Source organism: Pseudomonas fluorescens, from assembly GCF_001648775.1.
GTDB lineage: Bacteria > Pseudomonadota > Gammaproteobacteria > Pseudomonadales > Pseudomonadaceae > Aquipseudomonas > Aquipseudomonas fluorescens_M.
In genome coordinates this window covers 1-13,393 of the sequence record NZ_LVEJ01000011.1, presented here as the reverse complement: position 1 = coordinate 13,393, position 13,393 = coordinate 1, and the positions used below count along the sequence as shown (strand labels likewise).

10 protein-coding genes are annotated in these 13,393 nt (G+C 60.5%); 5 read left to right on the top strand and 5 right to left on the bottom strand.

Annotated elements, in window-relative coordinates; genetic code table 11:
• Positions 1 to 30 precede the first annotated feature (30 nt).
• Positions 31 to 1,482 (top strand): mannose-1-phosphate guanylyltransferase/mannose-6-phosphate isomerase, encoded by a 1,452-nt coding sequence (locus A8O26_RS13020; RefSeq protein ID WP_064118392.1) that lies wholly within the window; start codon positions 31 to 33, stop codon positions 1,480 to 1,482.
• 74 nt (positions 1,483 to 1,556) lie between these two features.
• Here A8O26_RS13020 and A8O26_RS13015 read toward each other — a convergent pair whose 3' ends face one another.
• Positions 1,557 to 4,388, bottom strand: coding sequence for an RHS repeat domain-containing protein (locus A8O26_RS13015; protein WP_437339881.1), 2,832 nt, complete (start codon positions 4,386 to 4,388; stop codon positions 1,557 to 1,559).
• Positions 4,389 to 4,568: 180 nt separating this feature from the next.
• Between A8O26_RS13015 and A8O26_RS13010 the strand changes: the two genes are divergently transcribed.
• Positions 4,569 to 5,033, top strand: a complete 465-nt coding sequence (locus A8O26_RS13010) for a hypothetical protein (protein ID WP_064118391.1) — start codon at positions 4,569 to 4,571, stop codon at positions 5,031 to 5,033.
• 35 nt (positions 5,034 to 5,068) lie between these two features.
• On the top strand, positions 5,069 to 5,893 hold the full coding sequence (locus A8O26_RS13005) for an SDR family oxidoreductase (RefSeq protein WP_064118390.1): 825 nt from the start codon (positions 5,069 to 5,071) through the stop codon (positions 5,891 to 5,893).
• Between the two features lie 104 nt (positions 5,894 to 5,997).
• On the opposite strand, the gene A8O26_RS13000 is transcribed toward A8O26_RS13005, so the two are convergent.
• The 4 genes from A8O26_RS13000 to A8O26_RS12985 form a co-directional block, all read right to left on the bottom strand.
• Positions 5,998 to 6,867, bottom strand: a complete 870-nt coding sequence (locus A8O26_RS13000; protein WP_064118389.1) for an efflux RND transporter periplasmic adaptor subunit — start codon at positions 6,865 to 6,867, stop codon at positions 5,998 to 6,000.
• A 10-nt stretch (positions 6,868 to 6,877) separates the two neighbouring features.
• Positions 6,878 to 7,078: a DUF1656 domain-containing protein gene (locus A8O26_RS12995; RefSeq protein WP_007914106.1), complete on the bottom strand. Its 201-nt coding sequence runs from the start codon at positions 7,076 to 7,078 to the stop codon at positions 6,878 to 6,880.
• A complete protein-coding gene (locus tag A8O26_RS12990; protein WP_064118388.1) occupies positions 7,068 to 9,260 on the bottom strand; it encodes an FUSC family protein in 2,193 nt (730 codons plus the stop codon). Before A8O26_RS12990 ends, A8O26_RS12995 begins: the two co-directional genes overlap by 11 nt.
• Positions 9,261 to 9,397: 137 nt before the next feature.
• Positions 9,398 to 10,897 (bottom strand): efflux transporter outer membrane subunit, encoded by a 1,500-nt coding sequence (locus A8O26_RS12985; RefSeq protein ID WP_064118387.1) that lies wholly within the window; start codon positions 10,895 to 10,897, stop codon positions 9,398 to 9,400.
• A 263-nt stretch (positions 10,898 to 11,160) separates the two neighbouring features.
• Between A8O26_RS12985 and A8O26_RS12980 the strand changes: the two genes are divergently transcribed.
• Together A8O26_RS12980 and A8O26_RS12975 are read left to right on the top strand one after the other, a co-directional pair.
• Entirely contained in the window at positions 11,161 to 12,129 is a 969-nt protein-coding gene (locus A8O26_RS12980; protein ID WP_064118386.1) for a LysR family transcriptional regulator, read from the top strand.
• 408 nt (positions 12,130 to 12,537) lie between these two features.
• Positions 12,538 to 12,912 (top strand): DUF6124 family protein, encoded by a 375-nt coding sequence (locus A8O26_RS12975; RefSeq protein ID WP_064118385.1) that lies wholly within the window; start codon positions 12,538 to 12,540, stop codon positions 12,910 to 12,912.
• Positions 12,913 to 13,393: the final 481 nt, after the last annotated feature.

Sequence of the window (13,393 nt, the reverse complement as noted above, 5' to 3'; positions counted from 1 at the left end):
CTAACCAATCGATTTTATGGAGTAAACAATATGATTCCGGTGATCTTGTCAGGTGGTAGCGGTTCGCGTCTCTGGCCGCTTTCGCGTAAGCAATTCCCTAAACAATTCCTCGCCCTGACCGGCGAACACACGCTGTTCCAGCAAACCCTGGAACGCCTGGTGTTCGAAGGCATGGACACGCCGATCGTGGTCTGCAACAAGGATCACCGTTTTATCGTCAACGAGCAGTTGAGTGCACGCAATCTGGAAACCCAGCGCATCCTGATGGAGCCGTTCGGTCGCAACACCGCGCCGGCCGTGGCGCTGACTGCGATGATGCTGGTCAATGAAGGCCGTGACGAACTGATGCTGGTGCTGCCGGCCGACCACGTCCTTGATGATCAGAAAGCCCTGCAACGCGCACTCGCGCTGGCCACCGTCGCCGCCGAAAATGGCGAGATGGTCCTGTTCGGCGTACCGGCAACCAAACCGGAAACCGGCTATGGCTACATCAAATCCACCGCTGATTCGCTGCTGCCCGAAGGCGTCAGCCGCGTCTCGCACTTCGTCGAAAAACCTGACGTCAAACGCGCCACCGAGTACGTCGAATCCGGTGGTTACTACTGGAACAGCGGCATGTTCCTGTTCCGCGCCAGCCGCTTCCTCGAAGAGCTGAAAAAGCACGACCCGGACATCTACGACACCTGCCTGCTGACCCTTGAGCGCAGCGAACAGGATCCGGACACCATCACCTTCGACGAAGCCACCTTCGCCTGCTGCCCGGACAATTCCATCGACTACTCGGTGATGGAAAAAACCCAGCGCGCCTGCGTGGTGCCACTGACCGCTGGCTGGAGCGATGTCGGTTGCTGGTCGTCGCTGTGGGAAGTCAACGAGAAAGACGCCAACGGCAACGTCAGCAAAGGCGACGTGGTCATCCAGGACAGCAAGAACTGCATGATCCACGGCAATGGCAAACTGGTCTCGGTGATCGGTCTGGAAAACATCGTTGTGGTCGAAACCAAAGACGCGATGATGATTGCCCACAAGGACTCGGTTCAGGGCGTCAAGCAGATGGTCAACACGCTCAACGAGCAGGGCCGCAGCGAAACCCAGAACCACTGCGAGGTCTATCGTCCGTGGGGCTCGTATGACTCGGTGGACATGGGCGGGCGTTTCCAGGTCAAGCACATCTCGGTGAAACCGGGCGCGTGCCTGTCGCTGCAGATGCACCACCACCGCGCCGAACACTGGATCGTGGTCAGCGGCACCGCCGAAGTGACCTGCGATGAAAACGTGTTCCTGCTCTGCGAAAACCAGTCGACCTACATCCCGATCGCCTCGGTGCATCGCCTGCGCAACCCGGGCAAGATCCCGCTGGAAATCATCGAAGTGCAATCGGGTTCGTACCTGGGTGAAGACGATATCGAACGCTTCGAAGATATCTACGGTCGCTCCACCCCGGTCGAACGCGGCGTATCGGTGAAAACCATCGCGCAGTGATCGATCTGCAATAAGAAGCCCCCGTCCAGCCCGCTGCGTCCCCTATCCGCAGTGGGTTGGGCGGGGGCTTTTTTTCAACCGTGCGAATGTTGTCGGGTCAGTTTTGGTCGGGTACTTCCTCCTAGCGACTGCTGCCTTCCTGCGTATGGCGTGGGCGCAATCAATCCGATGAAATCCTGGGTCCGTTCCAGCGCTTGAACGGTGCTCCAGGTTTGCATTGACAGTTCGGCGACCGTTTCGAATAGCTCAGGATCTGAGCTGTCGGCAGTAGCCAACTCGGTGACGATGGCCAACGTCCTGAATGTCACCATGTCGATGTTTGCCGGAATATGTTCGTAAGCCTGACTCAAGTCGCCGGCATTCAATCCTTGCCCGGCATGAGCGAATTCCCGTGCCGTCTGGATCAATCCGGGCGCCTGCGACCACACTTTTTCGCCGATTTTGTCGATCACTTTGTCCTCGACCTTACTGCGGGCCATTTTCAACAGGCGTGAGCGGCCGTCGGCAGTGCGCGGATCATGTGCGGCCAACTCCAGTTTCACCGTCAAGAGACTGGGTTTTGCTGTTGGCTCTACGCCTTCAACAAAAGCCTTAGGGTTCATCTCACTGCCCTTGAAGTTGATCGGACGGTTCAACTGAAAGGTATCCACAATCTTGTCGATGGCTGTATCCGCCAGTTTGCCGCTGACCTGTTCACCCAGTGTGCCCCCCAGCGCGCCCGCTGCCGGCCCCAACGTCCCCCCCAACGCAGCGCCTGCCGCACTACCCAATGTTCTAGCCCCCGCACTGACCGCACTGCTGACCAGTTGTGTCGTCACTCGCCTGGCCAAGGCTTGAAACCGGTGTCGGGATTGAGTGTGGTTGAGTAACGAATTTCTGACTTCCGCCGCTGTTGACGTCATCGAATCGAGCAGTGCCTTCTGCTTTTGCGCGCTGTCGGCCAACGCTGACGTATCGGTCTTTTCACCGCCGTCGCTATCGGCATGCCGCATGGGCGAATTGCCAACCATCTGGTATAGGTTCGGCCCGTCGATATAGCCTTTCGGATCAGGGTTGAGCCAACGCTGCAACCACGGCAAGTAATAGCGAAACCCGTAGTAGTACAGGCCCGTTGCATCACGTTCCTTGCCCGAATAACGCACGGTTTTATAACTGACGTCGCTTTCCTCACTCCACGCGGTCGCACCGAACGGATGGAAATACTCGCGGCTGATCAGTTGTGCATCTGCCGCCAGTTCAAGGTTGGTCGAACCCAGATGATCGTTGAAACTGTAGCGATACTGATCGTTGACGCCTGCCGGCGGCGGGCTCTCCCAGTGCAGGACACGGACACTGTTCAAAGCGGTGTGCACCGTGATGACTTGCAGCGCCTCACCCGTTCCGTTATCGGTGCGCAATTCCAGTTCCGGCAGATAACGTACCTGCGCAACGACAGTACGAACATTGGTCTGCAGCGAACGAATTTTGCGCACACGCTGGCCAGCGCCGTCATAGAGATAGAGTTCGCGATCATCCGCGTCAGAGTCACGCTGCACCGCCGTGACCGAAGCCAGTTGATTACGCAGATTCCACTGCAGTTGCCGCCCTTGATCCAGCAGCCGCCTGTTACCGCAAGCATCAAACGCCGCGGCGATCTCTGCCTCGTCGGGAGGCACGCCATTGCGCCAGGGCAGGCAACGATTGCTGTAGCGGGCAGCCTGCAGATCGTGACCTGGACTCTGTGCGCCAACGTGGCTGAGCTTGAGCAGATTGCCGCCAGCGTCATAACGATAACGTTGCCAATAGTTGGTGATCGCTGTCGGGCCACCCTCGCCATCGCCCGCCTCCCACCCGCTGGCCTCGCTCAACTGGTAGAGGCTGTCGTAGGTGAAACGGCTGATCGGATCGATGCGCTCGTTGGCGAAGTAGCGCACAGGCAGAGCCTTGTCTTCGATGCTCAGCACATTGCCTGTCCGGTCATATAGGTAAACCAGGTGCTGCAAGACCCCGCCCTGACTTTTTTCGGCGTGACGCACAGTCAGACGCCCGTCTTCGTGCCGATACGTCAACGTTGTCAGTACGCCATTACCCGCCCGTTCCTGGGTGACTTGCCCCTCTGCGTTGTAGCGAATGTCGCTGACCACCACCTGTCGTTCAGTCTGATCTTTTAACTGCAGATGACGAGCGCGCAAGGCACCCTCAAGGGTCAATTCGCTGCCATGCCGGTTACCTTTCGCATCGATCTGCGCGAGCACCGCCCCGAGAGGCCCAAAACGCCAGCGAGTCGTTGCGCCCTCTCCGGGTTCCAGCAAATGTTGACGTTGATCAAGCGGTTCGGGCCAATCCGCAGAAGAGGGTTCAAGGGTGAGATGCCTGACGCCCTCTACGTTTTCCCCAGTGATCGCGAAGGCCTCGAGCAGCACGCTTCCCGCCGGGTCATCGTGACGAATCAACTGGCCAAGCTGATTACGCAGCGGATCGGCAATACCCGGCTGACCATAATCAAAACGCTCCGTGCAACGGCGTGGTTGCAACTCACCTGCTTCGAACACTGCCGTCGGCCGCAGTAGCGAATCATGTTCAATGTCCCGACGGGTGCTGCGACTGTCGATAACCATCAGTGTTTCAGCCCCCAAACCGAGCAGGCTGATCTGCACCCCGGCGTCGACACTGTTCGAGCGCAGAACCTGCCCGATCAATGAGTACACGACGCTCAGATTGGGCGGTGCCAGCGGATCATGACTTTGCAGCGTCCACAATCGCGGGTCCCACTGTTGCACCGCGTGACCTGCCACGTCGTGGGCCGTGCGATGGATGCGGGTTTCGGGCGGTTGACGGGCGTCGCTACGCCAGTAGTCGACCCTGCGGATCGCCAACCCACGCGGATCGATTACTGCCAGCACTGGTGTGTTGCTGAACATGCCCATGTACCTCGCCCCGCAATAACTGCGCCCTCTGCGCCTGCAAGTATCTGAGCAGACGCGCGACAAGGTGCCTACTGTCAGAAATTACAGTTCCGACCAACGGGCAAATCACACACGCAGCGAATGTCCATTCCCGCCGCCCTTCGGTAGGATGGTGCTCACGAACTCAAGGAGTGTTGCAACATGTTCATCGGCGTCTTGCTGATCATCACCTGGCTGATACTGCTGCTGCGCTACCCGGCCAAGGCTGTGCCGGTGTCGGTGGCCGCGGCTATCGGGCTGGGGCTGGTGGCCATGTGGGTGGTGTGGCTGGACAACCGCGAGATCAAACAACTGGCGCGCCTTGAGATGCGCATCAGCTATGCACCGCAGCAATGCCCGGCGGATCGTCCGCTGCAACTGAAAATGAACAACGGCAACGACGTTCCCCTGACCGAACTGCGCTGGCGCATCGCAGCCTACGCGCCGGGCGACACGGTCAATCTGGCCGACAATCAATACGCTGCCCCACGTTATCGCGGCCCTGGCGAATTGCAGGCCGGCGGCGCCTGGGAAGACTGCTTGCCCATGCCGCCACTGCGTCCCGGTTATCGCCCGCAAACCCTGGAGTTTCGCGCCGAGCGCTTGCAGGGTAGTTTCTCCGACTGATCCCTCCCTTAACTTTTCTGCACAAGGAATGCGCCATGCCCGTTGCGTTGATTACCGGTTGCTCCAGCGGTATTGGCCGCGCCCTCGCCGATGCGTTCAAAGCCGCCGGTTACGAAGTCTGGGCCAGTGCGCGCAAGGCTGAAGATGTCGCCGCACTCAGCACCGCCGGCTTCACCGCCGTGCAACTGGACGTCAACGACGGCGCCGCTCTGGAACAACTCGGCCAGCGCATCAACCAGCAGCACGGCGGCCTCGATGTGCTGATCAACAACGCCGGTTACGGGGCCATGGGCCCGCTGCTCGACGGCGGCGTGCCGGCGATGCAGCGCCAGTTCGAAACCAACGTGTTCTCGATTGTCGGCGTCACCCGCGCACTGTTTCCGCTGCTGCGCCGGGCCAAAGGCCTGGTGGTGAATATCGGCAGCGTGTCCGGTGTGCTGGTCACCCCGTTTGCCGGCGCCTACTGCGCATCGAAAGCCGCCGTGCATGCCCTGAGCGATGCACTGCGCATGGAATTGGCGCCGTTCGGCATTCGCGTGATGGAAGTCCAGCCCGGCGCAATTCAATCGAGCTTCGCGAAAAACGCCGGGCATGAAGCCGAACAATTGATCAATGAGCAATCGCCATGGTTTCCCCTGCGCGAAGGCATTCGCGCGCGGGCCAAGGCCTCGCAGGACAAGCCGACACCGGCCAGTGAGTTTGCCGCCGGGTTGCTCAAGGCTGTGCAGCAGAGCAAACCGCCACGCTTGATCCGCATCGGCAATGGCAGCCGGGCGTTACCGCTGCTGGCGATGTTATTGCCCAAGGGCTTGCTGGAATCGACGTTGATGAAGCGCTTCGGTTTGCGCGGGCGGCTATAAGACGGCGTTGATACTTTCGCGAGCAGGCTCGCTCCCACAGAGATCATCAGTGCAATGCAGATCCAGTGTGGGAGCGAGCCTGCTCGCGATGGCAGCACCTCGGTTTATCCTTTATCCACAACCTCCTGCCGCACCACCACCGTACAAGTAATCCCCGCCGCCAACAAAACCCCCTCCGGCACTTCATCAATGTGAATGCGCACCGGCACCCGTTGCGCCAGGCGTACCCAGTTGAACGTCGGGTTGACGTCGGCGATCAGCTCGCGGCTTTCCGGGTTGTCGCGGTCGTAGATGCCGCGCGAGATGCTTTCGACATGACCCTTCAAGACTTCGCCGCTCATCAACTGCATGTCGGCCTTATCACCGACTTTGACGTGGGGCAATTTGGTTTCTTCAAAAAAGCCGTAAACCCAGAACGAGTTCATGTCGACCACGGCCATTTTCGCCTCGCCGATGCGCGCGTAGTCACCGCGATGCACGTTGAGGTTGGTCACATAACCATCGACCGCCGCGCGCACTTCGGTGCGTTTGAGGTTGAGTTCAGCGGCTTCCAGTTGCGCTTGCGCGTGTTGGTAATCGGCGAGCGCGGCGTCGGCGATGTTGCTGGCGTCGTCGCGGTTTTCCTTGGAGATCACCAGGTTGTCGAGGTCGGCGCGGCGGTGGGCGTTGACCTTGCGCATCTCCCACGTCGACTTGCGCGAAGCGACCAGCGACTGCGCCTGTTTGACCGCGATGCGGTAGTGCTCGGGGTCGATCTGCATGAGCAAATCGCCCTTCTTCACCAGTTGGTTGTCGCGCACCGGCACATCGATCACTTCGCCGGTGACGTCGGCAGCGACGTTGATGATGTCGGCGCGAACGCGGCCATCGCGCGTCCACGGCGTGTTCATGTAGTGCTCCCACAACGTGCGGCCGATCCACAGCGCCAGGGCCAGCACCAGCAGGGTCGCGAGCAGGCTGAAAAACTTTTTCATCAAATCGTTCTCAACGGTAGACAGTCAGCGCCATGGCGCCGAACAGACAGGTAAACAGACTCAGACGCAGCAGCGCCGGGTGCCAGAAGAAGCGGTACAGATCGAACCCGGACAAGAACCGGTCCACCGCCCAGGCCAGTGCCGCAGCGATGAAAAACATCAGGGTCATGGTCGGCATGTACACGCCGTGGAAGGCGATTTCACGAGGCATGGGCAAGTCCTTCGGGCTTGGCGATGGTGTAGGCAGTGAGCGGTGATTGCGGGTCGAGCAACGAGGTGCGGATGAAGTGCAGATAACTCTTCACCCGGCGCAATGCGGAAGTATCGAAGTGCGGCGCGAACGGCTCATCGGTGGCCGCGACGCGACTGATGGCGTGATCGACGGCGACCAGTGCGCGCTCGAGATTGCTGGAGTTTGGTTGCAGAAAAAGTCGCACCAGTGCGCGGCCCATCACACGGATCGCCTGGCGCCACGGCTGCGATTCCGCGTAGGCCGGGTGCACCGGCAGAATCGCCTGCTCCTTGCGCAACTCGATGATCGCGTGGCCGACTTCCAGCACCACGAACATCCAGCGCAACAGGTGCTTCTGTACCTTCGGCTGCCCCGCCGCGAGACCGTACGCCTGATGCAGCAAATCGCGGGTGCGGCTCTCGAAACTCGAGGCCAGGCCTTTGAGTTTGCCGCTGATCGCGTAGACCACTTGCCCGCGCAGATCCTGCTCCAGCCGCTTCCACAACCAGCGACTGTTCGGCGGCAGAATAATCGCCCCGGCCGCCGCGCAGACCAACATGCCCATGACCATGGCGATGTAGTCGTTGATGAAGGTGTAAGGGTTGTAGATGGTCAGGTTATCCGGCACCGATCCGGTACTGAAAAAAATCAGCAAACCGAGGCCGACACCGGCGTACTGCGGCCGCGACGTGAGGAACGAACCGAGCACGATCACCGGCGCGAGCATCACGCACAGCAACGGAAAACCATCGATCCACGGGAAGATGAAAAACATCTCGACGAAGCCGATCAGGGCACCGAGGAAAGTGCCGCACGCCATCTGGAACGCCATGCGTTTCGGGTTTGGCGTGGCGGCGGAGAGGCCCACGGTGGCGGCGGCGATCAGGGTCATCGTCGCGCCACTTGGCCACGCGGTGGCAACCCAATAACTGCCAAGCACCACCAAAATGAACGAGGCGCGAATGCCCGAGGCAGCAGCAGCCCACCAGTTGGTTTGCGGCGTGAAGGGTTCGTCCCAGCGCTCGCGTTCGTGGCGATGATCGGCCAACGACGCGTGAGTCTGTGCATAACTGTGCAAGTCGTCGACGAAGCGATACAGCAGTTCGTACGCGGTGTGGAAATCCAGTTGTTCGGCTTCGCTCGGATCGGAGTCCTGAAAGATTGCGCGCAGGCTGCGCACACGGGCCGGCAGGCCTTCCTTGTAGCTCGCCAGTGCGGTCGCCAAACGGGCGGCATCGGGGCTGGTCAGGGCGCGGCCGCTAAAGCCGTCGAGCACTTCGGCGAGATCCTGCAGGCCCGGCCTGATCGCCGCGACAACGTGTTCTTCGCCGTTGCCGCGCAAGCGTTCGAGCAACTGATGCAAAGCGTTGAAGCGCGTGGTGATACCCATGAACTCGCTGTTCAAACGGCTCAGTCGACCGTTGCGCCGGCGCATGTGCGGGTCTTCGAACACGGTCACGCTGCGCAGCCCTTCGAGGCCTACGGCTTCGGCGATAAAACGCACGTTGCTTGCCTCGAAAGCGTCGGCCTTGCTGCGCCCGCGCAGGCCATCGGTGACGAACAATGCGAACACGCCGAAGCGCTGATACAAGGCGTTGCGCATCGCCGCACTCGCAGTTTGCGGCAGGATCGCGGCGCTGATCAGCGTCGAGCAGAGAATCCCCAACGAGATTTCCAGCACGCGCCACACTGCTGCCATAAACGCGCCGTCCGGGTGCGCCAGCGCCGGCAAGCCGACCATCGCGGCGGTGTAGCCGGCGAGGACAAAACCGTACGCGCGAAAGTTACGGCAACGTGCGGCACCGGCCGAGCAGATGCCGACCCAGATCGCCAGCGAGCCGAGAAACAGTTCAGTGTTTTGCGCGAACAACGCGATCAGCGTGACCATCATCGCCGACCCGGCCAACGTGCCGAGGAAACGATAAAAACTCTTGGCGAACACCTGGCCGCTCTGCGGCTGCATGACGATAAACACGGTGATCATCGCCGTGCGCGGCTGCGGCAGTTCCAGGCGCATGGCCAGCCACAACGTCAGGAACGCGGCGAGCAACACCTTGAAGATGTAGACCCAGGTCACGCCATCGCTGCGCGCCCAGTCGAAGAAACCACGGCGCCATTCCAGGGTGTAAAGCCAGCGCAGAGGTGCGGGCAAGGGAGTCATGAGTTCTGCTCAAAAAAATCGGGTCGGACCGGGACCCTGTGGGAGCGAGCTTGCTCGCGAATGCGGTGAGTCAGTCAACCAATGTGCTGGCTGACACGCCCTCTTCGCGAGCAAGCTCGCTCCCACAGGTTGTGTGCTCAACGCAGGAGTACCGGGGTTTTCGGCGCTTGGGTTTTCTCGGCCGTCGGCACATCGTTGCCAGCACCTAGGCCACCACCCAACGCAGTCACCAACTCGGCATGCGCACTGAGTCGCGCCGCCTGCACCTGCTGCTGCACTTGCTGCTGCTTGAACAGCAACGTCTGCGCATTGAGCACGTTGAGGTAATCGGTGAGCCCACGCTGATAAGCGATCATCGCGATGTCGTAAGTCTTCTGCGCCGTGGCCACCGACTCGGCGGCGAAACCCTGCTGTTTGTCCATCGACTCGCGGCGGATCAACTGGTCGGAAATATTCTTCAGTGCATTGATCAGCGTCTGGTTGTAATGCGCCACGGCGATGTCATAACCGGCCGAGGCTTCACCCAACTCGGCACGCAAGCGTCCGCCGTCGAAGATCGGCAAAGAGATCGCCGGGCCGACGTTGTAGTTGAGCTTCTTGCCGGTCAAAAACTCCAGCGCACCACCGCCGGTGGCCATGTAACCGAGGCTGCCAACCAGATCGACGTTGGGATAAAAACCGGCGTGCGCGACATCGATGCCGCGTGCTTGCGCCGCGACTTGCCAGCGACTGGCGACCACGTCCGGACGCTGGCCGAGCAGTTCGGCGGGCAACGCCGACGGCAGTTTCAGCGCTGCACCGAGGGCCAGGGTCGGACGCTGCAACTGTGCGCCCTCGCCCGGCCCTTTCCCCGCCAACGCCGCCAGCTGATTGCGGCTGAGGGCGATTTCTTCATCCAGTGCATCGATTTGCCGATGGGTTTCCGGCAACGGCGTTTCCGCCTGACTGACTTCGAAATGGGTGCCAATCCCGCCGTTCAGACGCTTTTGGGCGAGGTCGAGAATCTGTTGCTGCTGCTTGAGCGTCGCCGCAACGATGTCGCGCTGAGCGTAATGCAGCGACAACTCGATGTAGGCGCGAACGATGTTGTTCTGCAATTCCAGCTGCGCCAGCCGCGCTTCGGCCGCGCTCATGTGCGCCAGATCCACCGCGCGTTCACTGGTATTGCTTTCGCGGCCCCAAAGGTCGAGGGCGTAGCTGAAACCCAGCGCCGCGTTGTTATCCCACGTCGTGGTGTTGGCCAACTCGCCCGGACCGTAGAACTGGTCGGTCGGCCAGTTGTGCCGTTTGAGCGTCGACTCGCCATTGATCTGCAACGACTCGGCCGCTTCGGCGACACCGGCCATGGCTTTGGCCTGACGCACCCGCGCAGCGGCCATGGCCATGCTCGGGCTGCCTTGCACGGCGAGGTCGATCCAGCGATTGAGTTGCGGGTCACCGTAGGCTTGCCACCATTGCGCGGTGGGCCAATGGGCGTCGCGGGCGGCGTGAGCGATGGCGTCGTCGGTGGCCAGTGAATTGGCATCGAACGCGTTGCCTTGCGGGGCAATTCCGTCAGTTGAGAGGCAGCCGCTGAGACCCAGGGTAAAAGCCAGAACACTGAGCGGCAAAAGCGCTCTGTTGATGCGACGCGGCACAGCTGCGAATTCCTGAAATAGGGGGGAAGAACCGAGACCCTGTGGGAGCGAGCCTGCTCGCGAAAGCGGCGCCGCCGTTTGAGCTGACAAACCGGCGTCTGCACCCCGATTCCCACAACGGCGCAATTCTAGGGGCCGCCCCGAACGGCGATAAGCTGGGATTTCTGTGAATCTTTGTTACGGTTAACGAGATAATCCCTTGGTCGGGGGTCTCGCCCCTGAAACTTCGTGTCACAATTTGCCATCTCCCTTGAGAGCACCCCATGGACACTTTGCAAAACATGCGCGCCTTCAGTTGTGTCGCCGAAGCCGGCAGCTTCACCGCCGCCGCCGTGCAACTCGACACCACCACCGCCAACGTCTCGCGCGCGGTCTCCAACCTGGAAGCCCACCTGCAAACCCGCCTGCTCAACCGCACGACCCGACGCATCGCGCTGACCGAAGCCGGCAAACGCTACCTGCTGCGCTGCGAACAGATCCTGGCTTACGTCGAAGAAGCCGAAGCGGAAGCCAGCGAGGCCCACGCCCGCCCGGCCGGGCAATTGAAAGTGCACACCATGACCGGCATCGGTCAGCACTTCGTCATCGATGCAATTGCCCGTTATCGCAAGAGTCACCCGGACGTCACCTTCGACCTGACCATGGCCAACCGCGTGCCGGACTTGCTCGACGAAGGCTACGACGTGTCCATCGTGCTCGCCCGCGAACTGCCCGACTCGGGCTTCGTCTCGCAACGGCTGGGCATCACCTACAGCATCGTCTGCGCCTCCCCGGCCTACGTGAAAGCCAACGGCTGCGCGCAGAAACCGAGCGACCTGCTCAACCACGCCTGCCTGCGCCTGGTCAGCCCGGTGATCCCTCTGGAGAAATGGGCCTTCGACGGCCCGGAAGGCCAGGAAATGGTCACCATCAACAGCTCACCTTTTCTGGTGAACTCCGCCGACGCCATGAAAACCGCGATCATCAGCGGCATGGGCGTGGGCGTGTTGCCGGTGTATGCAGCGATCGAAGGCTTGCGCAACGGCACGCTGGTGCGCGTGATGCCCAACTACCGCTCGCAAGAGTTGAACCTGTATGCGATCTACCCTTCGCGGCAATATCTGGATGCGAAGATCAAGACGTGGGTTGAGTATTTGCGCGGGTCGTTGCCGGAGATTCTGGCGGCGCATCAGGCGGAATTGGCGGCGTATGAATTGAGTGGGAGTCTGGCTGGGGTGCGTGTCGCCAACTGATTTTTAAACGCACCGCGTCCCGCTGCAGGAGCTGTTGCAGTCGGGGATTTTTTGACCTCACTGTTTAAAAATCAACAAGTCGCGACCTACGGCAGAGCCTACAGAAACGGGTATTTCACGGATCTTTCCGACAGGTTTTGACGGTTGTCCGTCGGAAGTGTGGTGGCTAGGATTTGGGTGTCGCTGACGCATCAGCGACCGGGTCTGGAAAACCCGCAGGATCACAGCACATGACATAATGCCGCGCTTTTTCGGCGCCGAAGTTTTGTTATGGCGGCTGTACGTGGGAGACCTTCGGGTCTGCCGGGTTTGATCCTTTGCCGGTTTTTCCAGTCCGCGTACAGCTGCCACCCTCTTCGTCTGGAAAACGAAAAGTGGCAGCTCCATTTTCTTAAAAGGATCTTTGCCATGTTCAAACCAACGCCTAATCCACCCGAAACCGAAGACACCACCCCCTACGAATTCCCCGGCTCAAAGAAATTCCACGAAGCCGCCGAACGCGCCCTCGACCACTACTTCAAACCCAACGCCCTCACCCTGCGCTTCCACAAACCCAGCACCATGTTCCAGGTCGCCCCCGATCAGGACAGCGAAAGCCTGCTGGTCCACGCCTGCGAATCACTGGCACAGGCCAGCCTCATGACCAGCGACATCGCCGCCTACATCGACCTGCCGCAGCGGCGTACGGTGCTGGCGATCCAGCAAATCATCATGTTGGCCGAACTGGCGGTGAACCAGGTGCTGGATAACCACGAAATCCCCCAACCTCCGGCACACAGCTAAAAGCCCCTCACCCTAACCCTCTCCCGGAGGGAGAGGGGACTGACCGTGGTGTTTGGGCGAGCTACGCCGACGTGCAATACCAAGTCGAACTTGAGCTTCAAAGCCTGAATCAACAGCCCCCTCACCCTAGCCCTCTCCCGGAGGGAGAGGGGACTGACCGAGGTGTTTGGTAGAGTTACGCCGACGTGAAATACCGAGTCGAACTTGAGCTTCAAAGCCTGAATCAACAGCCCCCTCACCCTAGCCCTCTCCCGGAGGGAGAGGGGACTGACGAGGTGTTTGGGCGAGCTACGCCGACGTGAAATAACGAGCCGAACTCAAATTCTGAAAGCCCCACAAATCGGCTCCCTCTCCCTCGGGAGAGGGCTGGGGTGAGGGGAAAATCCACCACAAATCCAAAGCCGACCACGCCCCGCTCTTCACCACTCAATAGGCCGAGTGTCAGCTCGCCTGCTCTTGATCTTGATCTTGATCCACGGGC

Bases quoted from the DNA above. Each gene is read 5' to 3' on its own strand.
- A8O26_RS12990 (WP_064118388.1), bottom strand. From the start codon at position 9,260: ATGACTCCCTTGCCCGCACCTCTGCGCTGGCTTTACACCCTGGAATGG.
- A8O26_RS12980 (WP_064118386.1), top strand. From the start codon at position 11,161: ATGGACACTTTGCAAAACATGCGCGCCTTCAGTTGTGTCGCCGAAGCC.
- A8O26_RS13015 (WP_437339881.1), bottom strand. From the start codon at position 4,388: ATGGGCATGTTCAGCAACACACCAGTGCTGGCAGTAATCGATCCGCGT.
- A8O26_RS13000 (WP_064118389.1), bottom strand. From the start codon at position 6,867: ATGAAAAAGTTTTTCAGCCTGCTCGCGACCCTGCTGGTGCTGGCCCTG.
- A8O26_RS12995 (WP_007914106.1), bottom strand. From the start codon at position 7,078: ATGCCTCGTGAAATCGCCTTCCACGGCGTGTACATGCCGACCATGACC.
- A8O26_RS13010 (WP_064118391.1), top strand. From the start codon at position 4,569: ATGTTCATCGGCGTCTTGCTGATCATCACCTGGCTGATACTGCTGCTG.
- A8O26_RS13020 (WP_064118392.1), top strand. From the start codon at position 31: ATGATTCCGGTGATCTTGTCAGGTGGTAGCGGTTCGCGTCTCTGGCCG.
- A8O26_RS12975 (WP_064118385.1), top strand. From the start codon at position 12,538: ATGTTCAAACCAACGCCTAATCCACCCGAAACCGAAGACACCACCCCC.
- A8O26_RS13005 (WP_064118390.1), top strand. From the start codon at position 5,069: ATGCCCGTTGCGTTGATTACCGGTTGCTCCAGCGGTATTGGCCGCGCC.